Source organism: Phyllobacterium sp. LjRoot231 (genome assembly GCF_964253365.1).
Lineage (GTDB): Bacteria > Pseudomonadota > Alphaproteobacteria > Rhizobiales > Rhizobiaceae > Phyllobacterium.
This window is the reverse complement of record NZ_CAXUQT020000001.1, coordinates 3,317,474-3,337,004: the sequence shown is the minus strand read 5'-3', so window position 1 is coordinate 3,337,004 and position 19,531 is coordinate 3,317,474. Positions and strand designations below refer to the sequence as shown.

Sequence of the window (19,531 nt, the reverse complement as noted above, 5' to 3'; positions counted from 1 at the left end):
TTAGATCACACGATTAAAGATCGTGGCGATGGTGATAGACACCAAAGAGGGGTGTTCTGAGAGGGGCTTCCCGCTTTTTATTTTCTTCTACAATCATGACGATCGCGGAAACGATCATCGCAACCATCATGGCAATGCTCAGAAGAATAAACATAGATTTGTCCCTTCGATCTTGCGCTCTTTCATGGTTAGCAACGTGCTAACTTCGAAATGGTTTCATCCGATTATCTCACACATAGTTGAGAGAGCCTGAATGCTTGCTGATTGCTACGTTCATCTCCCGTTCATCTGATCGATTGCGGACCATTGAAAGCGCGCAGCAAAACGGCTAGGACACGCTCATGACAATCGCGATCTATGCGGGATCATTCGATCCCATTACCAACGGCCACATGGATGTCCTGCAGGGCTCGCTCCGGCTTGCGGACAAGGTTTTCGTGGCGATCGGCGTTCACCCGGGCAAAGCGCCGCTGTTTTCGTTCGAAGAACGCGTCGGTCTGATCAAGCGTGTTGCAACTGATGTTTTCGGCAAAGATGGCGAGCGGATCGACGTCATCGCATTCGATGGTTTGCTGATCGACGCCGCGCGCAAATATGGGGCGTCGCTGATGGTTCGCGGTTTGCGTGATGGCACTGATCTCGACTACGAGATGCAGATGGCCGGGATGAACGGCAAGATGGCGCCGGAGCTGCAAACGGTATTCCTGCCGGCCGACCCGGCGGTTCGCACCATTACTGCCACATTGGTTCGCCAGATTGCAGCCATGGGCGGCGACGTCCGGCATTTTGTTCCTGCTCCTGTCGCCAACGCTCTCAAGACGAAATTCAAATCCTGATCCCGGAGACACTCATGTCCATATTTCGCACAGCGCTGCTCGTTGCTGCCGTCTCATCCCTGTCATTTGCAACGCTTAACCCGAGTTGGGCCGATGATGCGAACACGATGACGATCAAGCTCAAGGATGGAGACGTCAAGATCGAGCTGCTTCCCGATCTCGCTCCGAAGCATGTCGAGCAGATCAAGGCGCTCGCCAAGGAAGGCGCCTATAATAATGTCGTGTTTCACCGGGTTATTCCGGGCTTCATGGCGCAGACCGGTGACGTCCAGTACGGAAACACCGAAAAAGGCTACAATCCGCAGGCTGCAGGCACTGGCGGTTCGACACGGCCTGATCTGCCCGCTGAGTTCTCGAAGGAACCTTTCGTGCGCGGAACAGTTGGCATGGCACGTGCACAGAGTCCAAATTCTGCCAATTCGCAGTTTTTCATCATGTTCACCGAGTACCCATCGCTGAACGGTCAATACACAGTTGTTGGCAAGGTCACAAACGGCATGGATATCGTCGACAAGATCAAGAAGGGTTCGGAGGCAGACAATGGCGCTGTCGACAACCCGGACAAGATGCTCAAGGTCACCGTTGGTGCGGGCAAGTAATCACACGTTTAATAAATCAGGAGATTGCCAAAATGGCCCATAAAGACCCAGAAAACACGATCCTTCTCGAAACCACGAAGGGCAATGTCGTTATCGAACTTTATCCGGACCTCGCGCCCGGTCATGTCGAGCGGATCAAGGAACTGGCACGTGAAGGCGCCTATGATGGCGTTGTGTTCCATCGCGTGATCGATGGCTTCATGGCGCAGACTGGCGATGTCAAGTTCGGCAAGACAGGTGGCAGCTCGTTCAATCCGGCCCGCGCCGGCATGGGCGGTTCGGACAAGCCGGATCTCAAGGCTGAATTCTCCAATGCCAATCACGGCCGCGGCGCCTGCTCAATGGCTCGTTCGCAGAGCCCGAATTCAGCCAATTCCCAGTTCTTCATCTGCTTCGACGATGCGGCATTCCTCAACCGTCAGTACACGGTCTGGGGCCAGGTCATCGAAGGCATGGACAACGTCGACAAGATCAAGCGCGGCGAGCCGGTGCAGGATCCCGATTCGATTGTTTCCATGCGCGTCGCTGCAGACGCCGAATAAGATCGTATTGATGTATTATGCGTGTTGATCTTTTCGATTTCGATCTGCCCGAAGAGAACATCGCATTGAGACCTGCAGAGCCGCGCGATTCAGCGCGGCTTTTGCTTGTGAAGGCGGACGGTTCTGAATTCGAAGGTAGTACCGTTCGAAATCTCGGTGATTTTCTGCGTGCAGGTGATGCGTTGGTGTTCAACGATACCAAGGTGATACCGGCACAACTTGAAGGATTTCGTGAGCGAGAGGGTGTAAAAGCCCAGATCGGCGCGACGCTGCACTTGCGCGCCGGTCCGGATCGCTGGAAAGCATTCCTGCGTCCGGCAAAGCGCATCAAGGAGGGTGAACGGATCGACTTCGGTCATGGTAATAATGCCTGCCTGCTCGGTTCGCTGCAGGCGACAGTCGCTGAAAAGGGCGAGGCTGGCGAGGCACTGCTGGTGTTCGATTTCAGCGGTGCCGATCTCGATCAGGCGATTGCTGCCGTAGGACATATTCCACTGCCGCCCTATATCGCGTCCAAACGTGCCGACGACAGTCGCGACCGCGAGGATTATCAGACCGTCTATGCGCGGGAAGAAGGCGCAGTTGCGGCGCCAACCGCGGGACTGCATTTCACCCCTGAACTGCTGGACGATCTGAAGAAACGCGGAATAGAAGAACATTTCGTGACGTTGCACGTGGGCGCGGGCACGTTTCTCCCCGTGAAAGCCGATGACACCGCCGATCACAAGATGCATGCGGAGATCGGGACGGTCGATCAACGCACGGCTGAGGCTCTCAATGCCGTCAAGGCGCGGGGCGGGCGTGTTGTCAGCGTCGGTACAACATCGCTGCGTCTGCTTGAAAGCGCAACCGACGAAAACGGTGTCATCAAGCCTTGGGCGGGGCCGACGGATATTTTCATTACTCCGGGTTACAACTTCCGCGTCGTCGACATGCTGATGACCAATTTTCACCTGCCGCGCTCGACGCTGTTCATGCTGGTTTCGGCCTTTAGCGGTTTCGAACGGATGCATGCGGCCTATGAATATGCGATCAAAAATCACTACCGCTTCTATTCCTATGGCGATGCAAGCCTGTTATGGCGATCCGCATCATGACAAGTGAAAATTTTGAATTCAGACTGATTGCCACCGATGGCAAGGCGCGGCGCGGCGAAATCACCATGCCGCGCGGGACTGTGCGCACGCCAGCCTTCATGCCGGTTGGCACTGGCGGCACCGTCAAGGCCATGTATATGGATCAGGTGCGTGATCTTGGCGCCGATATTATTCTTGGCAATACCTATCATCTGATGCTGAGGCCGAGCGCTGAACGCGTGGCGAAACTTGGCGGATTGCACGCGTTTGCGCGTTGGCCGGGACCGATCCTGACGGATTCCGGCGGGTTTCAAGTCATGTCGCTGGCGCAATTGCGCAAGCTGACCGAAAGCGGCGTTACGTTCCGCTCGCATATCGACGGTCGCGCGTATGAGATGACGCCGGAACGGTCGATCGAGATTCAGGGGCTGCTGGATTCCGATATTCAGATGCAACTGGACGAATGCGTTGCTTTGCCATCGACACCCAAGGACATCCAGCGGGCTATGGAACTGTCGCTGCGCTGGGCCGAACGCTGCAAGATTGCCTTCGGCAGCCAGCCCGGCAAGGCCATGTTCGGCATTGTGCAAGGGGGCGACGTCGCCGATCTGCGCATCCGCTCTGCGCAGGCGCTTAAGGGTCTGGATCTGAAAGGCTATGCTGTCGGCGGGCTCGCGGTTGGCGAGCCGCAGGAAATCATGCTGGAAATGCTCGATATCACCTGTCCGGAGCTCCCGGGCGACAAGCCGCGCTATCTCATGGGCGTCGGCACGCCGGACGATATCCTGAAATCGGTGGCGCGTGGCATCGATATGTTCGATTGTGTGATGCCAACGCGGGCAGGGCGGCACGGCCTCGCCTTCACCCGGCGCGGCAAGGTCAACCTGCGCAATGCGCGACATGCGGATGATCCGCGGCCGCTCGACGAAGAATCGCCGTGCCCGGCAGCGCGCGACTACAGCCGCGCCTATTTGCATCATCTCGTCAAGTCAGGTGAAGCGTTGGGTGCGATGCTGTTGACGTGGAACAATCTTTCTTACTATCAGCAGCTAATGCAAGGTATTCGCGGCGCTATCGAAGTCAGCAACTTCAATGGCTTCATGGAAGAAACGCAAGTAGCGTGGGCACGGGGCGATATACCGCTGTTTGCCTGATCAGGCGGGGACAGCCACCTCTACCGTTTCCGGATCGGCGGGTTCGAACAGGTTCTTCAGCCTATCGATCGCCGCGATCTGCTCTTCTTTGCTTACCACATTCATCTCGAAGAGTTTCAGACTGCGCAAGCCTTCGATCGTCAGAAACACCATCATCGCCAGCGCAGGATCTTCCGCGTTTTCGCGCATGCGTTGCAGTAGTTGCTTGTTGTAACGGCGAATGGGTTCAAGAAATCCGGGATCATTGGCAATAGCCACGAGGATACCCGAAGGTTCCGGCTCGTTACAAACAAACTCAGCCCGATAGACAGCGATACAGGCAAGCACGACGCTGTTGGGTCCGTGATTCCTGGCCGCTTCCTCTTTGCGGAGTGATTCGTCGAACTCGGAGACGTGTTGTTCAACGAGCGCTTCCAGCAACTTGGCCTTGGTCGGAAACGTATAAAGCAACCCCCCTTTTGAAAGACCCGCTCGTCGCGCCACCGCATCAAGGGAGAGGTGCACAGGCCCTACTTCCTTGGCGATTTCAGCTGCTGCCTGCAAGATCTTGTCTTTTGTAGAAAGGGTATCAGTCGTCATTCTAGCGCTTTCGATGTAAGGGAACTATCAGCCCATATTGACATTACCGTCCGGACGGTACAGTACATTGCGCGTGGCCATCAAGTCCACACGATTTAATCCCATATGACTGGCTGGCAGACTTTTTTGCTGGCCATTGTTTTGTTTTTCGGAGCAACCCTTCCATGATTAAGCGCTACACTATACCCGTAATCGTTCTAATCCTGGTTGTGGTCAGTGGACTGGTATGGACAAAGGCCCCGGAATTCAAGGGCTACATACTGCCTACAGCCATCGGCATCCTGGTCTTCGTTGGATTGATCTGGGCATTGTTCCCAAGGATCAAGCGCTACATGCTACCAGCAATTATTCTAATTCTGGTCGTGGCAGTTGCTGGTGGCTTGGTTTGGTTCAATTTGTTCAGAGAAACGATGATCAAGCAGTTCTTTGCGACCATGCAGCAGCCAGCGGCGCCCGTGTCGACTTACACCGTCAAGCCGGGTGAGTGGATGCCGGAAATCGAGGCGATCGGTACGGTCAGCGCCATTCAGGGTGTTGAACTCTCGGTCGAAGTTGCCGGTATCGTCAAGGATATCCCGTTCAAGGCTAACCAGATAGTCGAGAAGGACGCGCCGCTCCTGCAACTCGACGATGCGATCGAGAAAGCCGACATTGTTGCCGCTCGTGCGCAGGATGTACTGATGGATCAGACCCTGGCACGTGCCCGCACGCTCAATACCCGAGGTGTCGGTGCTGTGTCTGCTGTGGATGAAGCGCAGTCTGCCTCTTTGGCCAAGAAGGCTGAGATTGCCAAACTGCAAGCGGTTATGGAGCAGAAGCTTTTGAAGGCGCCGTTCAAGGGCACCGTCGGCATTCCGCGCATTGAACTCGGGCAATATCTGCCAATAGGCACGGTGGTCGTGTCCTTGCAGGATCTTAGCACGATGCGCGTGGACTTCACGGTTCCCGAACAGACGCTGAGCGAAGTAAGGATCGGCCAGCCGATCAGACTCGGCCTGACGGATAGTGACATCAACTTCCAGGGCAAGATCACAGCTGTCGAGCCGAGGATCGATCCGGCCACCCGGCTGGTTTCAGTTCGTGCACAGGTGGAAAATCCGGGTGAAAAGCTGCGTCCGGGACAGTTTGCACAGGTTCGGGTGACGTTGCCCAGGGAAGAAAATGTTTTCACGCTGCCGCAGACGGCGCTCGTATCAAGCCTTTACGGCGATTACGTTTTCGTAGTCCGTCCCGCTACAAACGAGGCGAAGCCGGCAGATGCACCTAAACCCGCGGATGGAGCCAAACCGGCAGATGGCGCGAACGCAGCTGGACAGCCGGCGACAGCTGACAAGAAGGAAGAGAAGCTCAGCGTTGCGCAGGTTTTCGTCACACCGGGACGCCGTTCCGGTCTTGTGGTCGAAATAACCAAGGGTCTCAAAGAGGGTGATATCGTCGTTACAGCAGGTCAGAACCGTTTGAACGCCGGGGCAACAGTCAAGATCGCCAACGATGTGAATCCCGCCAACACAGCAGAATCAGGACTGCCTACAAAATGAATTTCTCAGACATATTCATTCGCCGTCCGGTCCTGTCGACGGTTGTCGCTCTGATGATCATCCTGCTCGGCGCGCAGGGGTTGGTGAACCTTTCCGTTCGCCAATATCCCAAAGTCGAGGAGACGGTTATCACCATCAAGACCGCCTATGCCGGCGCCAGCGCTGATCTGATGCAGGGATTCATCTCTGCTCCGATCGCAAAGGCTGTGACCACCACGGAAAACATCGACTACGTGACGTCATCTTCCGCTCCGTCATCGAGCACGGTGACAGTCCAGATGAAGCTTGGCGCCAATCCTGACGCTGCGCTGACGGAAGTGATTTCCAAGGTCAACCAGGTGCGCGGCGATCTGCCGGAAGAAGCCGACGATCCCGTGATCACCAAGGGTACAGGTCAGGATTTCGCGACGATGTATCTCGCCGTGCAAAACCCGAACATGACGAGCGAGCAGATTACGGAGTATCTGGAGCGTGTTATCCAGCCGCGCATGTCGACGATCCAGGGTGTTGCCGACGCGCAGATTCTGGGTGGCCAAGTCTTCTCGATGCGTGTGTGGATCGATCCGATCAAGCTGGCTGCCCGCAAGACGACTGCAACGGAAGTGTTGACGGCGATCAACCAGTCGAACTTCCTGTCGGCGCCGGGCAAGATTGAAAACCTCTATAATGCCGCGCCAATCACGTTGAAGACGACATTGCAGACGCCTGAGGCTTTTGGCGCGATGCCAATCAAGTCCGACGGCGACAACATCATCCGTCTGCGTGACGTGGCCCGGGTTGAGCTGGGAGCGGTCAGCAAAGATACAATCGTTAGCTTCAATGGATCCAGCGGCACATTCCTTGGTATTTTCCCGACACCTGCCGCCAATCCCATCGATATGACAGCTGCTGTTCGCAAGGAATTGCCCTTGATTCAGGCAAGCCTGCCCGAAGGCATGCGGCTTTACATGGTCTACGACTCGACCGAGCAAATCAGCTCATCGATCGAGGAAGTGTTCAAGACCATCGGTGAGGCGGTGCTGATCGTTGTTGCCGTGATCCTGCTCTTCCTCGGATCTTTCCGCTCGGTCATCATTCCGGTTGTCACCATCCCGATTTCCCTGATCGGCGTGTGCTTCTTTTTGTTCCTGCTCGGTTATTCGATCAATCTGCTCTCGCTTCTGGCGATGGTTCTGGCCATTGGTCTCGTCGTCGACGACGCGATAGTGGTTCTGGAGAATATCCATCGTCATATTGAGGAGGGGCTGAGACCGCTCGATGCCGCGTTAAAAGGCATGAGGGAAATCACCGGACCCATCGTGGCGATGACCATCACGCTTGCGGCCGTGTTTGCACCGCTCGGATTTACAGGTGGCCTCACTGGCTCGCTGTTCCGTGAATTCGCGTTCACGCTTGCCGGCGCCGTCATCATTTCCGGTGTCGCGGCTTTGACCGTCTCGCCGATGATGTGCGCATTGTTGCTTCGCGCAGGCGGTCACAGCCGGTTCCAGAGAATTGTTGATGGCAGTTTTGGTTGGCTTGAAGGCGCTTATGAACGGCGCGTTGCGGGCTCGCTGAATTTCCGGTTCGTCACCTTGTTTATCGTTATCGCACTCGTTGCCTTGACCGGCTTCCTGCTTACCAAGACCAACTCCGAACTTGCTCCCGAAGAAGATTCGGGTGCACTGTTTGCCATCGTCAATGGCCCGCAATATGCGACATCGCAATATACCAAACTTTATGCGGATCAGATCGATGCCTTGACCAAGGACTTGCCGGAGTTGAAAACACGCTTCAATATCCTGGGCTTCGGCGCGACGAATTCCGCCTTCGCCATCTGGGTGTTCAAGGATTGGTCAGAGCGCACCAAGTCGCAAGCACAGCTCAAGCAGGAATTGCAGGGCATGATCAGCCCGATTGCCGGCGCCGAAGCCTTCATCTTTGCGCCGCCTGACTTGCCGGGTACCGGTGGCGGGCTGCCGATTTCAATCATCATCCAGTCGACTGGTCCGGCCGACAAGGTGTTCGAAGTTGCCGAAGAGATCAAGAACAAGGCGCAGGCTTCCGGCCAGTTCATCATCGTGCAGAACTCGCTGTCCTTCAATGCACCGCAGGTTACGGTGACGATCGATCGCGACCGGGCTTCGGCTCTGGGCGTACCGGTGAGCGACATTGGCCAAACGCTCGGCTTGCTCGTCGGTGGCGGCAAGATCTCGAAATTCGATCGTGATTCCAACAGCTACGACATTATTCCTCAGGTGCCACAGGATTATCGGTCTAACCCGGAAAAGCTCGGCCAATATTTCGTCAAGAGTGCATCTGGTGAAATGGTGCCTTTGTCGGCAGTGATCAAAATCACGGAGAATGCATCACCAGCTGCTATCGAACAGTTTAACCAGCTGAACTCGGCGACGATTTCGGCATTGCCATTACCAGGTGTTACCACCGGTCAGGGTCTGCAGACGGTTATCAATACGGCTACTCCCTTGATGCCGGATGGCTTCTTCATGGATTACTCGGGCCAGTCGCGCCTGGAAATTGAGCAGGGTAGTACGATTCTGATTGCCTTCATACTTGCGGTGATCGTGATCTATCTGGTGCTTGCGGCGCAGTTCGAAAGCTTCCGCGATCCGTTCATCATCATGATGTCGGTCCCGCTATCGATCTTCGGCGCGATCGTGCCGCTCAATCTCGGATTGGGCACGCTGAATATCTATACGCAGGTCGGCCTGATCACGCTTGTCGGTCTGATCACCAAGCATGGTATTCTCATGGTGGAGTTTGCCAATCAGCAACGCGAACTGCACGGTGTATCGCGGCATGACGCGATCATCCTTGCGGCAAAGACTCGGCTTCGTCCGATCCTGATGACGACCGCCGCCATGGCGCTTGGTGTTATTCCATTGATCACGGCGACTGGTGCCGGTGCCGCGGCTCGCTATTCGATCGGTCTGGTGATTTTCTCCGGTATTATTGTCGGTACGGTCTTCACCCTCTTTGTGGTTCCGATGTTCTACACCTTCATTTCCAGGAAGGATGAAAAGGTTGAAACGGCAACGCCGGTTCCTGAATACGGGAGGGGCGGCACCGCAGGTGAGCCACTTCTGAACGAATAGTCCGCGCTAAGTTAAAAAGAAAAGCCCCCGCACCGGAAAGGTTCGGGGGCTTTGTTTTATGCTGGATGAAAAGTCAGGCTCGTTTAACGGCGCGTAGGATAAACAGAAGGATGACCGCTCCGACCGTTGCGGCTATAATTGCGCCAATGATGCCGCTGCCGAGCGAAATGCCGAGCCTCGGAAAAAGATATCCTGCAATGAAGGCACCGATAACGCCGACAACCAGGTCACCCACGAGGCCGAAACCGCCTCCGCGAACGAGCTGGCTCGCGAGCCATCCCGCTATCAACCCCACCAAAAGAAAAATAATTAGACTTTCTCCGCCCATAGCCAATTCTCCCATAAACCGGTTTTGCCAAGAGCATAATCCCAAAAGGACTATGCTCCATTCAAAGTTTGTGCGTCCAATTGAACGCACGGCGCAGTAGATGCTTCACCGGCCCAGGATTCTTGATCCATGCACTGGCAGGAGAATCACCAAGTTGATTTTACGATGGGATGCGGCATTTGAATAACGAAAGTTTGCAAATGAAATTTAGACATTAACGTGGTCAAAAAACTATACCGGCTGTAGTTTCCCACGACCGGCATAGTTTCGAATACGACAGAAATGTCGTGCTCAGAAGGTCATTGCGCAGGCGCAGCAGGAGCAGTAGTAGCCGGCTGCTTTACAGCCTTCTTCTTGGCGGACGTCTTGTGCACCTTCTTTAAATGCTTAGGAGCCTTTTTCATAGTTGTCGTCGTCGTATCCGGGGCAGCTGCCGTTGCTGCAGGAGCGGCGTTGGCGCTGGAAGCGATAACCGGAGCCGAAACAGCGAGGGCAACGGCGAAACCGAGAGCTGTATAGAGGGACTTTTTCATTGGTCAGTTTCCTTTTGATGCGGGCTTTATGGGACATAGCCGGTCAGTCATCGACCGGCTGCACACCAAGCAGCTTCAAAGCCTGGGCATACGATCGGATCCCCTGCGCCTGTTTGTTGTTTGCGCAGAACCTCGTTCCCGTTTTTTGAAGTGCTTTCGCCTTGGCTGCCCGTTTTGCCTCGGCGTGTTCCGTAATTACATGTTGAACTTGTTGCTGGAGCTTGCCGCACAATTCTGTGCGGGTGAGCGTCTCCGCGGCCATTGACTGTTCGATTGGTGCGGTGAAGAACATCGCACCGGTCAGGACGATCGTCGAAATGGTCAATATGTTCCGCATAAGAGCCATTGAGTTACGAAAAAATCCTGTTTCAGCCGGTCAACAGCGGGTTGACGGGCTTTTTATCGGGCATAAGTGTTGCCTCAGTTTTTCTGCTTTGTGGTGTTTTGTTTCTGGATTGTAACAAGACGCGGAACGACAGAATTCTGCCCGCTTCGCCAGTCATTGGATGTTGCAGGTTTACTCTCTGGTCCCGAAGAATTGCATGGCTTTCCAAAGTGGATCATGCATAAAAACAATGACTTGAACCGCGCGGAATGGCTGGGCGCAAACGATCACCATCAGGAATTGAGTATGAAATCCGAAGCGCATATTCTGATTGTCGACGATGACGAAGCCATTCGCGATCTCCTGCATGAGTTTTTGAAAAAGCGGGGAATGCATGTCTCGGTTGCACGAGACAGCGAGGAAATGCAGGAAGTGCTTTCCCGCTCGCCCATCGATCTTCTCATCCTGGATGTAATGCTTCCGGGCAAGAGCGGCATGGAAATCTGCCGGGATATCCGGATGCATTCCCGCATCCCGATCATCATGCTGACTGCCGTCACGGAAACCACTGACCGGGTGGTGGGGCTCGAAATGGGTGCAGACGATTACGTCTCCAAGCCGTTCGATCCGAGGGAGCTGCTGGCGCGGGTCAGGGCAGTGCTGCGCCGTCTCGATACCTCCGGTCCTGACCGGCGCCTCGAACCCACGATCTACAGATTCGCCGGCTGGACGATGGACTGCTCGCGGCGGCGGCTTGTGTCTCCAGACGCGGTGCGCGTGGAACTGACCACGGCGGAGTTCAATCTTCTGGAAACGTTGGTCAAAAGCGCCCAGCGCATGTTGAGCCGCGATCAGCTGCTGGAACTGGTGGGCAACAATGCCGCTTATGGCTATGACCGCAGCATCGATATTTTGATCAGTCGTCTTCGCCGGAAGATGGAAGATGATTCCCGTTCGCCGAAACTGATCCTGACGATCCGTGGCGGCGGCTATCAATTCGTTCCCGAAGCGACCCCGGAATGAAACGGTTCCTGCCCCAGTCGCTGCCAAGCTGGATCCTGCTCATCCTGATTGCAGGCCTGCTTACGACGCAGGTTGCAACACTATCGATCGTCTCTCGCGATCGTACCGAAAACAACAATGTGCTCGAACTGTTTCGTTTGAGCGAACGCGCCTATACGCTCGTCAAAGTGCTCTATGCTTCGCCCGCAGCCGACCGATCACTTCTTGCGAGCGCTTTGTCGAACACAGCCAATCCTCTTTCCATGTCCGACGAGCCGGCCGTGACGTCGGCTATCGCTTCGGACGACAGTCTTGCCGAGCTCGAAGATGTGCTTGTTGCGCGATTGTCCGCTTTCGGTGTAACCGACGCCCGGATCCGCCGCGTGTCGAACCGGGCGCCTAGCACTCCCGCAACAAGTCCCAGTGCACCTGATCCCGATGTCGGCATTGTAGAGCGCCAGCTTTCTGATATCGCGGAGGATTTCAGCCAGAGTGACGGGCTCGCGGCCTCGATTAAGTTCAAGGATGGCCAATGGCTGAATTTCGTTACGCCGATCGCGCCGGACCCTCCGATCTTCACCGCGCAGACGCTGCCGCTTTTCGGGTCTGTCGCTGCGGTGGTGATTGCAATGTCAATCTGGGCGATGCGCCGATTGACGGCGCCATACCGTGCACTGGAAAGAGCGGTCAAGCGCATCGGCGAGGATGTGAAGTCGCCGCCATTGCCCGAATTTGGCAGCAGCGAGTATAAATCGGCGGCGCGGGCGGTGAACACCATGCAGGCGCAACTGAGGGAATATGTAGCCGACCGCGAGCAGCTTGCTGCAGCATTGGCGCATGATCTGCGCACGCCGCTGACCCGCATTCGCCTGCGTCTCGAATTGTTGCGCAAATCGCCCCTGCGCCAATCACTCACGCATGATCTGAATGATATCGAAGCCATATCCCGATCGGTCATCGATTTCGCCACGTATGAAATCGTCGATGAAGAGCAGGAGAAGATCGACTTCTGGTCGTTGGTTGACTCGGTTGCAGATAGTTTTCCGCAGGCCTCATTCGACAAAACCAGCCATGCGTCGCGCGGGCTGATCTGCATGGGCCGTCCGATTGCGCTGCGGCGTTGCGTCACAAACCTCGTGAACAACGCGGTGACCTATGGGGAAAAAGCTCATATCAGCCTTATGCAAAATGGCGCCGACATTCTGCTGACGATCCGTGACGAAGGGCCGGGTATTCCCCAGGCCAAGCTCGACGAGGTGTTCCAGCCGTTCCGGCGGGTCGAAAACTCGCGCAACCGGCAGACTGGCGGATTTGGTCTGGGCCTGACCATCGCGCGCAATATCGCGCGGCGCAGCGGTGGCGATATCAAGCTCGAGAATGACGCAGAGGGCGGTCTGAGAGCCGAATTGCGAATTCCGCGCGCGGTCTGATACCACGCGGTCGGTCCGCTGCCGTTACGGATGACCGCGATAGGAATCATGACAGACCCCAAGCGGAATCGTTGCGGCTGTAGGGCAGCCGGCTTTCGGCCAATGGAAAGTGTGTCAACGTCGAGATGGATGCGTGTCAGCGATCTGATCGGTTGTCGACGAAATCAAAGTCGTGGACCCAGTTAGTCCTGTCGCAATCCACTCTCGCGGTACGTCTTTGGCAATCTCGGCGTTCGCTCTTTGCAGCACGAACTGCGACCTTTCCAGCCATTTGAACTCCGTCAGGCCACGCGCTAAAGCGGTACACCAACAGATTCCACGATCTCCGTTTAAATCAGCAATGGCACCGAGCCGCCAAGAGAGCTATTCATTGCGGGGCCGATTGGTTCGGTCAGTCCCGTCCGCTTTCAAAGAAATTCCGGTGGGTGCTGTAAGATCAGAGATGGCAGGGAGGATGAAGGCATTCGTTCCATGATATCGCCGCATACGGGTTCCAGAAGGAACAATAGTCACTGATGACCGTTCCAAGACCACCATTCGAAACCGAGCGGAGAAAACCATGAATGCATCAGTACATCGGTGCGCACCGGTCGTTCGAATACTGCCTCAATCAAATGGCCAGGCGCGATACCATCTCGCAGTGGGGAGCCAAACTGCCTATGGGCCAAATTGCTGTACGTCCCCATGATTTGCTGACCCGCTGGAATTCCCAGTCTCTCGCAAAGCAGTTTCTGCTGGCCGGAGGGCTCGTCTCGGTGGGCGCGATGATTTTGATTGGCGCTTTTGTAGCGGGCCTAATTGAAGCTGCCGTTACTCGTAATTCCGCCGCGGCTACCGCGTTATATGTGGACAGCGTTATCGCGCCGATCCTTCCCGACATGCAAACTAACCAGATACTCGGTGATACCGTTACCCATGCGTTGGATGAGACGCTGGGGCAGGGTGCTTTGGGTAGCAGGCTCGTGTCGTTTAGACTTTGGCGAAGTGACGGAATGGTTCTCTATTCCAACGACAAGAGGCTCATGGGCAAGCATTTCGCTGTCAACGATGATCTGAAAACAGCGTTTGCCGGCAAGATGGTCGCTAATTTCAACAAGATTGACGATGTGGAAAGCAAAGCCGAACGTGCGAGCGGTAAGCCGCTTCTTGAGATCTATAATCCGGTCCTCCAACCCTGGTCGGGCAAAGTTGTTGCCGTATCGGAATTTTATGAGATAGCCGACGATTTTCAGCACAGTTTGGATCAGGCACGCCTGCGCAGTTGGCTCGCTGTGGCCTTCTTTACGCTGGCCTTTTTTCTGGTCTTGTCAGCTATCGTGTTTCGCGGGAGTAAGACAATCGACCGCCAAAGCCGGGACCTAAAGCAGCGGGTCAGCGAACTTTCCGGTTTGCTTGTGCAAAACAAGACGTTACATGCGCGCGTCCAACGAGCCTCGCAACGCGCTGCGGCGTTGAACGAAAGCTATCTCCGGCGGATAGGTGCCGATCTGCATGATGGGCCGGCACAACTTATGGCGTTCGCTGCGCTCCGGTTAGACAGCGATATGCTGATTGACCCCGCCGTGCCGGATGAAATACGCGAGCGCGAAGTGATGGCCATCAAAGAGAGCCTTGACGAGGCGATGCGTGAAATCCGAAACATTTGCAACGGTCTTGTGTTACCGCATATCGAGGCTGCTGATTTGCCGGAAATCCTCCAATGGGCCGTCAAGGCGCATGAGTATCATACTGGGTCGAGCGTTGATTTATCGATATCAAGCACGCCGTTGCAGCTCGAACCTTCGGCAAAAATCTGTATTTACCGTTTCGTGCAGGAAGCATTGAACAACGGATTCCGCCATGGCGGAGGCATTAAACAAAGGGTAGCGGAAACTTTGCGGGGCGAGCGCGTTATAATTGATGTAGCGGACAGCGGGCCGGGATTCGATCCTGCCGCTATCAGGCATGCCAGCATTGGACTTGCCGGACTGAAGGATCGGGTTGAAAGCCTTGGGGGACGTTTTACCATAGAGACTTCGGAGCGTGGCACGCGGGTGCGAATGTCACTGAGTATAAATTCGACGGAGCAGGCGTGATGGCAGTACGTATTGCAGTTATCGACGACCATCCGTTGTTCAGGGAGGGTGTCAAGCGCAGCCTCGGCGAAATCAGTGACTTTCAGATTGTTGGAGAAGGCTGCACGAAGGAGGACGCAATCCGGATCTCGCAGGAGCACCGTCCGGACGTTATTTTGATGGACATCTCGATGCCGGGTGGAGGTCTAAACGCAATCTTACCGATTCTCGAGCTCTTCCCCAGTCAGAAGATCGTGATGCTCACTGTGTCAGAGACGAGCGACGATGTAGCCAGTGCATTGAATAGCGGCGCGAAAGGCTATGTCCTCAAAGGCGTGGGCTCCCGCGCGCTTGCTGAAATAATACGCACTGTGGCATCTGGCGAAAGTTACGTTTCTCCGGCCCTATCGGCCCGGTTACTCTCCGACATGTCGTCAAGGTCTGGCGCGCCCAGCAAAACTGATCCGATTGGCGAACTCACCAGCCGCGAGTGTGAGGTCTTGAATCTTGTCGCAGCTGGGCTGAGCAACAAACGGATCGCGCTGAAGCTCGATCTTCATGAAAAGACTGTGAAACATCATATGGGGCGCATTCTCGCGAAACTTAACGTCACAAACCGGACAGAAGCCGCTATGGCATTGCGCGACGCTGGTCACGAAAATCACCTTGTGTGAGGGTGCTCTGCCGGACCGATCATTCTAAAACTGCAGAAGCTATGATCAGCAACGAGGTGTGGTTAACAAAGCGAACTTTCAGTGGACGAACGATTGCAATCTTGACTGATCCGATGATGTCGCTATGCGATTGATGATCGTGCGGCCTTTCGCATCCTTCATCATGTAGCGCCCGTCTACAATCCTTTCACTCATTCCGTTCGCGTGACGAACCTCCATTGCCGATCCGTCAATGTCTACGCTTTCGCGGGTTTCGGGTGTGGATTGATTGACCGTCCCTCCCTTTACATCGCCACTGTTACCAGCATTGTCGTTTTTTCCGTCGTTGCCGTTGTCTCCACTGTTGCCACCGGCATTGCCACTACCATTACCGCCGCCGTTCGCTCCACCATTGCCGCCGCCGTTCCCGCCACCATTACCTCCACCGCTCCCGCCACTATTACCGCCGCCCTTACCGCCATCTTTCGCCCATGCCATCTGTTCAAGCAAATGGAGAGATTGACTATCGAAGGTGATCTTATAAGGCGTCGCGACCAGGGCCATTGTTACCAGGGCGCCACAAAGAACGGGAACCGGCTTGATACGGCTAAGCATCAGTGCCTCCTATAAGTTTCATGCTACGACGAACAGCACTGGACAATGGAAGGGGCAGGTCTCGGTTCATAGCAACTGCGCATGCCGTGGAATTGGGGCGGCCTAATCGAGGCTGCTTCGAATATAGCGAGTGGCATAAGCAGCCCGGTAGGCGCCTGTCAACAGTGCCACGCCAGTATCGTCCAGATCAAACCATTGCCGCACCGTAACCAGACTTTGGTCTTATTCCTGAACTGCCATACGTCTCATCCTTCATCGGTCTGAAGCCCAATGGTGGAACGGAGGCACCCGTTCTACGTTTGGCGTGCGGCGGCGCGACTGATCCCAAGGGGCATTGGGGGCAGCAAAGCCCCTAAACCTGTGAGGACATCTCCAAAGTCAAATTCCGTTCCGCGTATAGGGCCAGAGGCCTTGACTTGCCCTCTCTAACACGAAGCCTGCAAGCAAGCCGAGTTTCGTGGATCATAGACTCGAAAAGGAACTTCTCGTGAATACGAAACTCATTCGACAGTCCGAAGAATTGGCAAAACTTCCGGTTGGAGGGATCTTAAAACGATCGTTCGACGTGCTCGGCTCGGCTATGGCCCTTATCGTTCTCAGTCCGCTGTTTATAATGCTAGCCTCATTGGTGAAATTGTCAGACGGTGGACCGGTCCTCTATCGCCATCGCCGCATCGGGCGAGGCGGAAATCCATTCTACTGCCTCAAATTTCGTACCATGGTTACAAACGGTGACCCCGTCCTTGAAGCACATTTCGTTGCAAATCCGGAGGCACGTGCGGAATGGGTGGCGGCGCGAAAGCTGCAGGTCGATCCACGCGTCACCAATGTCGGCATTGTGTTGCGGAAATTGAGCCTCGATGAACTGCCTCAGCTGGTGAACATTCTTCGCGGTGAGATGAGCCTCGTTGGGCCGCGTCCTGTGATGAAGGACGAAATCGAACTCTACGGTTCCGCCGCAACCTACTATTTCAAATCGCGCCCCGGCTTGACTGGCATGTGGCAGATCAGCGGACGTAATGACGTCGACTATGACGAACGCGTTGCTTTCGATAAGCATTACGTTGAAAACTGGTCCTTCCAGAAGGATATCATGATCATTCTCAAGACCATTCCTGCGGTATGCGCGTCTCGCGGATCGTATTGAAGCGGCTGAGTAGGTTGCTCCCCATTGGTGCAGCGGACGCGGGGATTTGAGACGGACGGCCAGGCTTCTTCGACATCCTGGCTAGTTGACCTCTCTGCCAGTCAAGCTATCGCTATTTCTTGCTGACGGATGGCAGGATTGTCATCGTCGATCCAGACTCACTGGAAATCGTCCTCGTTATCGCGTGACAGCACATAAAGAAGTTTAGCCAGGGACGGCTTCGGCCGTTGGAACTGGGTTGGTCGGTAGAAGAAGAGGCCGGGCGGGTCGGTCTATGCAATCCCGTGTCCTCGCCATGGCAGTTTGATCGCCATTCTGCTGGGGCCGGTGTATCCAATGGTTGCGCCAAACCCTCCGTTCGGAGGTCGCATCTAAATGGGGGCTTGGCCGGAAGCCTAAGTCAGCGGTTTAGTCCTACCTCAAATTCCTGAATCCCCCATCCTGTAGAACTGTAATAAAATTGGCTCCATGGCAAATTTTGCTTATCCGGAGTTTGAATGCCAAAACTGCAAAGCGATCATGGTCGCGGTGCGGCGCAACTTGTCAGATTCCAGTGCTATTGTTTGCAGCCGCTGCGGCAGTTTTCTGGGGACGTTCGTCGACTTGGACAATCAACTTTCGCTGAAGTTACGACGACTGGTGGACGAGCCCCGGGATCTCAGCTGACCTGCTGCGTCGAATCCGATGCCTGCGCCTTAACGTAAAGCAGAGCCCGATCAACCGGAACGCAAAATACCAGTAGACCGGGCCTGTTGAGCCTGTTGTGAAAAAGAAGCCAGTAATGCCAGGCCCTTGCCGACGCGGGGTGCCGACTCTACCAAAATACTCTCAGATAAGCGGTGATAAATCGGACCAAAGGCCTATCTCTAAAAATCAAAAGGCCCAACGCCAAATCTCTCAACCCAGTCAAGGCACTTGCTGTCTCGGAGAAGGTCTGCTGCTCCATATAACGCCAGAGCCTAGTGCATCCGCCTCATGCATTCCAGAAAGTCGGCAAGTTTTGCATTCGATGAAATGCTTCAGCTATGCTCTCCGATCGTCGCGTATTAACTCGATCAACCGCGCGACTGGAATAAGTGCATCTTACGGCATTGTGGATAGAAGACTGGAAACCATGCTGTCATGGAGTCCCTTGGCGGAGGCAATATTGTAGTCATTCAGCGATTCAATAGTCGCACCGTCCAAGTGCCCTCCAGCCTGCAAAATGAGCGTTTGCGCCTCCTTCAAAAATTCCGATTGGACGCGATCGAAAGGCCAAGTCTTATCCCCCTTGATCCGTATCACGATCAGCATCTCATGGCTCGACGTCTGCCCCGTGGGGGACACGTGTCCATCACCCGAAAACTGAAAAATCACTTCCCCAACGAACAGGTCATCGTCGACGATGTGGGTTATCTCTCCAATTGTACAATTTCTAATGGTCACTCGCGCCTCCACGAAAACGGCCAGACGCTGTTCCAGGTGCGTTGCGGTGTCCGGTCGCTGGTGAATGTTGCTAGCTTGCGCTTGGAGACGTTCAATCCAATGTCCGCCTCTCTTTGCGACAATCCAAATGCCGCCAGCTACTCGATCACCGATTTGATGGCGGCTGCTGGGCGTGGAGCCGTCGAAACCTTGATGTCGCTCGGCTTGAATCGGGCTTCCATATCCAGATAGGTCGAGTAGACGATGCCGGTCAGCAACATGACAGCGACACCGTAATCGCAAACTTTCACCAAGAATGAGCGAATGCGTTTATCTTCAAAATCGTAGTAATCTCGAGTTCGTTTCATGGCCCCCACCACATTCTTTTTTTACCCGATCGCCTAATTTACAATTGAGTACTGCGGCCGACAATTCATCGGAGCCTAATCACTTGGAATGGGATTATGAATGAGTGGGAAGCTGGACGAGCTTTGGTTGGATTTGAGCTGCAGGTGGAACTGCCCTCGGCCTCATCTTTCGACAGTTCGCCACGCTGCGGCCTACGCCCCATTCTTCTGTGGCATCATCGAGCCTGGATCGGCTACGAGTTGGACGAAGGTA

Annotated in this window: 20 protein-coding genes; 12 read left to right on the top strand and 8 right to left on the bottom strand. The window is 55.0% G+C overall.

Going from position 1 to position 19,531, the window contains the following annotated elements; genetic code table 11:
* Window positions 1–13 precede the first annotated feature (13 nt).
* Entirely contained in the window at window positions 14–154 is a 141-nt protein-coding gene (locus ACSQ3H_RS16450) for a hypothetical protein (RefSeq protein ID WP_436118036.1), read from the bottom strand.
* A 187-nt stretch (window positions 155–341) separates the two neighbouring features.
* Between ACSQ3H_RS16450 and coaD the strand changes: the two genes are divergently transcribed.
* From coaD to tgt, 5 genes are read left to right on the top strand one after another with little or no spacing between them, the layout of a single operon-like run.
* Window positions 342–836 (top strand): pantetheine-phosphate adenylyltransferase, encoded by a 495-nt coding sequence (gene coaD / locus ACSQ3H_RS16445; RefSeq protein WP_436118035.1) that lies wholly within the window; start codon window positions 342–344, stop codon window positions 834–836.
* Window positions 837–850: 14 nt separating this feature from the next.
* Window positions 851–1,435, top strand: a complete 585-nt coding sequence (locus ACSQ3H_RS16440; protein WP_436118034.1) for a peptidylprolyl isomerase — start codon at window positions 851–853, stop codon at window positions 1,433–1,435.
* 32 nt (window positions 1,436–1,467) lie between these two features.
* Complete coding sequence (locus ACSQ3H_RS16435) at window positions 1,468–1,977, top strand: peptidylprolyl isomerase (RefSeq protein WP_436118033.1); 510 nt, start codon at window positions 1,468–1,470, stop codon at window positions 1,975–1,977.
* Between the two features lie 17 nt (window positions 1,978–1,994).
* Window positions 1,995–3,074, top strand: coding sequence for a tRNA preQ1(34) S-adenosylmethionine ribosyltransferase-isomerase QueA (queA, locus tag ACSQ3H_RS16430; RefSeq protein ID WP_436118032.1), 1,080 nt, complete (start codon window positions 1,995–1,997; stop codon window positions 3,072–3,074).
* On the top strand, window positions 3,071–4,207 hold the full coding sequence (gene tgt / locus ACSQ3H_RS16425; protein ID WP_436118031.1) for a tRNA guanosine(34) transglycosylase Tgt: 1,137 nt from the start codon (window positions 3,071–3,073) through the stop codon (window positions 4,205–4,207). The genes queA and tgt overlap by 4 nt, the downstream gene beginning before the upstream one ends.
* Here the strand turns inward: tgt and ACSQ3H_RS16420 are convergent, their stop codons facing one another.
* Entirely contained in the window at window positions 4,208–4,786 is a 579-nt protein-coding gene (locus ACSQ3H_RS16420; RefSeq protein ID WP_436118030.1) for a TetR/AcrR family transcriptional regulator, read from the bottom strand.
* 332 nt (window positions 4,787–5,118) lie between these two features.
* Between ACSQ3H_RS16420 and ACSQ3H_RS16415 the strand changes: the two genes are divergently transcribed.
* Window positions 5,119–6,324 (top strand): efflux RND transporter periplasmic adaptor subunit, encoded by a 1,206-nt coding sequence (locus ACSQ3H_RS16415; protein WP_436119478.1) that lies wholly within the window; start codon window positions 5,119–5,121, stop codon window positions 6,322–6,324.
* The gene (locus tag ACSQ3H_RS16410) at window positions 6,321–9,419 is read left to right on the top strand and encodes an efflux RND transporter permease subunit (RefSeq protein ID WP_436118029.1); all 3,099 of its coding nucleotides are present in this window, start codon (window positions 6,321–6,323) and stop codon (window positions 9,417–9,419) included. Before ACSQ3H_RS16415 ends, ACSQ3H_RS16410 begins: the two co-directional genes overlap by 4 nt.
* Window positions 9,420–9,492: 73 nt before the next feature.
* Here ACSQ3H_RS16410 and ACSQ3H_RS16405 read toward each other — a convergent pair whose 3' ends face one another.
* The 3 genes from ACSQ3H_RS16405 to ACSQ3H_RS16395 form a co-directional block, all read right to left on the bottom strand.
* Window positions 9,493–9,747, bottom strand: a complete 255-nt coding sequence (locus ACSQ3H_RS16405; RefSeq protein WP_436118028.1) for a GlsB/YeaQ/YmgE family stress response membrane protein — start codon at window positions 9,745–9,747, stop codon at window positions 9,493–9,495.
* Between the two features lie 299 nt (window positions 9,748–10,046).
* Entirely contained in the window at window positions 10,047–10,280 is a 234-nt protein-coding gene (locus ACSQ3H_RS16400; protein ID WP_436118027.1) for a hypothetical protein, read from the bottom strand.
* Window positions 10,281–10,323: 43 nt separating this feature from the next.
* Window positions 10,324–10,605 (bottom strand): hypothetical protein, encoded by a 282-nt coding sequence (locus ACSQ3H_RS16395; protein ID WP_436118026.1) that lies wholly within the window; start codon window positions 10,603–10,605, stop codon window positions 10,324–10,326.
* A 306-nt stretch (window positions 10,606–10,911) separates the two neighbouring features.
* Here ACSQ3H_RS16395 and ACSQ3H_RS16390 point away from each other — a divergent pair, with 306 nt between their 5' ends.
* From ACSQ3H_RS16390 to ACSQ3H_RS16375, 4 genes are all read left to right on the top strand, one after another.
* Complete coding sequence (locus ACSQ3H_RS16390; protein ID WP_436118025.1) at window positions 10,912–11,628, top strand: response regulator; 717 nt, start codon at window positions 10,912–10,914, stop codon at window positions 11,626–11,628.
* Window positions 11,625–13,037, top strand: a complete 1,413-nt coding sequence (locus ACSQ3H_RS16385) for an ATP-binding protein (protein WP_436118024.1) — start codon at window positions 11,625–11,627, stop codon at window positions 13,035–13,037. Before ACSQ3H_RS16390 ends, ACSQ3H_RS16385 begins: the two co-directional genes overlap by 4 nt.
* Before the next feature lie 659 nt (window positions 13,038–13,696).
* Window positions 13,697–15,112, top strand: a complete 1,416-nt coding sequence (locus ACSQ3H_RS16380) for a sensor histidine kinase (RefSeq protein ID WP_436119477.1) — start codon at window positions 13,697–13,699, stop codon at window positions 15,110–15,112.
* Window positions 15,112–15,765, top strand: a complete 654-nt coding sequence (locus tag ACSQ3H_RS16375; protein ID WP_436118023.1) for a LuxR C-terminal-related transcriptional regulator — start codon at window positions 15,112–15,114, stop codon at window positions 15,763–15,765. The genes ACSQ3H_RS16380 and ACSQ3H_RS16375 overlap by 1 nt, the downstream gene beginning before the upstream one ends.
* Before the next feature lie 78 nt (window positions 15,766–15,843).
* Here ACSQ3H_RS16375 and ACSQ3H_RS16370 read toward each other — a convergent pair whose 3' ends face one another.
* Complete coding sequence (locus ACSQ3H_RS16370) at window positions 15,844–16,359, bottom strand: hypothetical protein (protein WP_436118022.1); 516 nt, start codon at window positions 16,357–16,359, stop codon at window positions 15,844–15,846.
* A 487-nt stretch (window positions 16,360–16,846) separates the two neighbouring features.
* Between ACSQ3H_RS16370 and ACSQ3H_RS16365 the strand changes: the two genes are divergently transcribed.
* A complete protein-coding gene (locus ACSQ3H_RS16365; RefSeq protein ID WP_436118021.1) occupies window positions 16,847–17,506 on the top strand; it encodes a sugar transferase in 660 nt (219 codons plus the stop codon).
* 1,083 nt (window positions 17,507–18,589) lie between these two features.
* On the opposite strand, the gene ACSQ3H_RS16360 is transcribed toward ACSQ3H_RS16365, so the two are convergent.
* Complete coding sequence (locus ACSQ3H_RS16360) at window positions 18,590–18,931, bottom strand: hypothetical protein (protein ID WP_436118020.1); 342 nt, start codon at window positions 18,929–18,931, stop codon at window positions 18,590–18,592.
* A 137-nt stretch (window positions 18,932–19,068) separates the two neighbouring features.
* Entirely contained in the window at window positions 19,069–19,278 is a 210-nt protein-coding gene (locus ACSQ3H_RS16355; protein ID WP_436118019.1) for a hypothetical protein, read from the bottom strand.
* Between the last annotated feature and the right edge of the window lie 253 nt (window positions 19,279–19,531).

Bases quoted from the DNA above. Each gene is read 5' to 3' on its own strand.
- ACSQ3H_RS16420 (WP_436118030.1), bottom strand. From the start codon at position 4,786: ATGACGACTGATACCCTTTCTACAAAAGACAAGATCTTGCAGGCAGCA.
- ACSQ3H_RS16440 (WP_436118034.1), top strand. From the start codon at position 851: ATGTCCATATTTCGCACAGCGCTGCTCGTTGCTGCCGTCTCATCCCTG.
- coaD (WP_436118035.1), top strand. From the start codon at position 342: ATGACAATCGCGATCTATGCGGGATCATTCGATCCCATTACCAACGGC.
- ACSQ3H_RS16385 (WP_436118024.1), top strand. From the start codon at position 11,625: ATGAAACGGTTCCTGCCCCAGTCGCTGCCAAGCTGGATCCTGCTCATC.
- tgt (WP_436118031.1), top strand. From the start codon at position 3,071: ATGACAAGTGAAAATTTTGAATTCAGACTGATTGCCACCGATGGCAAG.
- ACSQ3H_RS16400 (WP_436118027.1), bottom strand. From the start codon at position 10,280: ATGAAAAAGTCCCTCTATACAGCTCTCGGTTTCGCCGTTGCCCTCGCT.
- queA (WP_436118032.1), top strand. From the start codon at position 1,995: ATGCGTGTTGATCTTTTCGATTTCGATCTGCCCGAAGAGAACATCGCA.
- ACSQ3H_RS16380 (WP_436119477.1), top strand. From the start codon at position 13,697: ATGGGCCAAATTGCTGTACGTCCCCATGATTTGCTGACCCGCTGGAAT.
- ACSQ3H_RS16415 (WP_436119478.1), top strand. From the start codon at position 5,119: ATGCTACCAGCAATTATTCTAATTCTGGTCGTGGCAGTTGCTGGTGGC.
- ACSQ3H_RS16410 (WP_436118029.1), top strand. From the start codon at position 6,321: ATGAATTTCTCAGACATATTCATTCGCCGTCCGGTCCTGTCGACGGTT.
- ACSQ3H_RS16375 (WP_436118023.1), top strand. From the start codon at position 15,112: ATGGCAGTACGTATTGCAGTTATCGACGACCATCCGTTGTTCAGGGAG.
- ACSQ3H_RS16435 (WP_436118033.1), top strand. From the start codon at position 1,468: ATGGCCCATAAAGACCCAGAAAACACGATCCTTCTCGAAACCACGAAG.
- ACSQ3H_RS16355 (WP_436118019.1), bottom strand. From the start codon at position 19,278: ATGAAACGAACTCGAGATTACTACGATTTTGAAGATAAACGCATTCGC.
- ACSQ3H_RS16405 (WP_436118028.1), bottom strand. From the start codon at position 9,747: ATGGGCGGAGAAAGTCTAATTATTTTTCTTTTGGTGGGGTTGATAGCG.
- ACSQ3H_RS16390 (WP_436118025.1), top strand. From the start codon at position 10,912: ATGAAATCCGAAGCGCATATTCTGATTGTCGACGATGACGAAGCCATT.
- ACSQ3H_RS16370 (WP_436118022.1), bottom strand. From the start codon at position 16,359: ATGCTTAGCCGTATCAAGCCGGTTCCCGTTCTTTGTGGCGCCCTGGTA.
- ACSQ3H_RS16450 (WP_436118036.1), bottom strand. From the start codon at position 154: ATGTTTATTCTTCTGAGCATTGCCATGATGGTTGCGATGATCGTTTCC.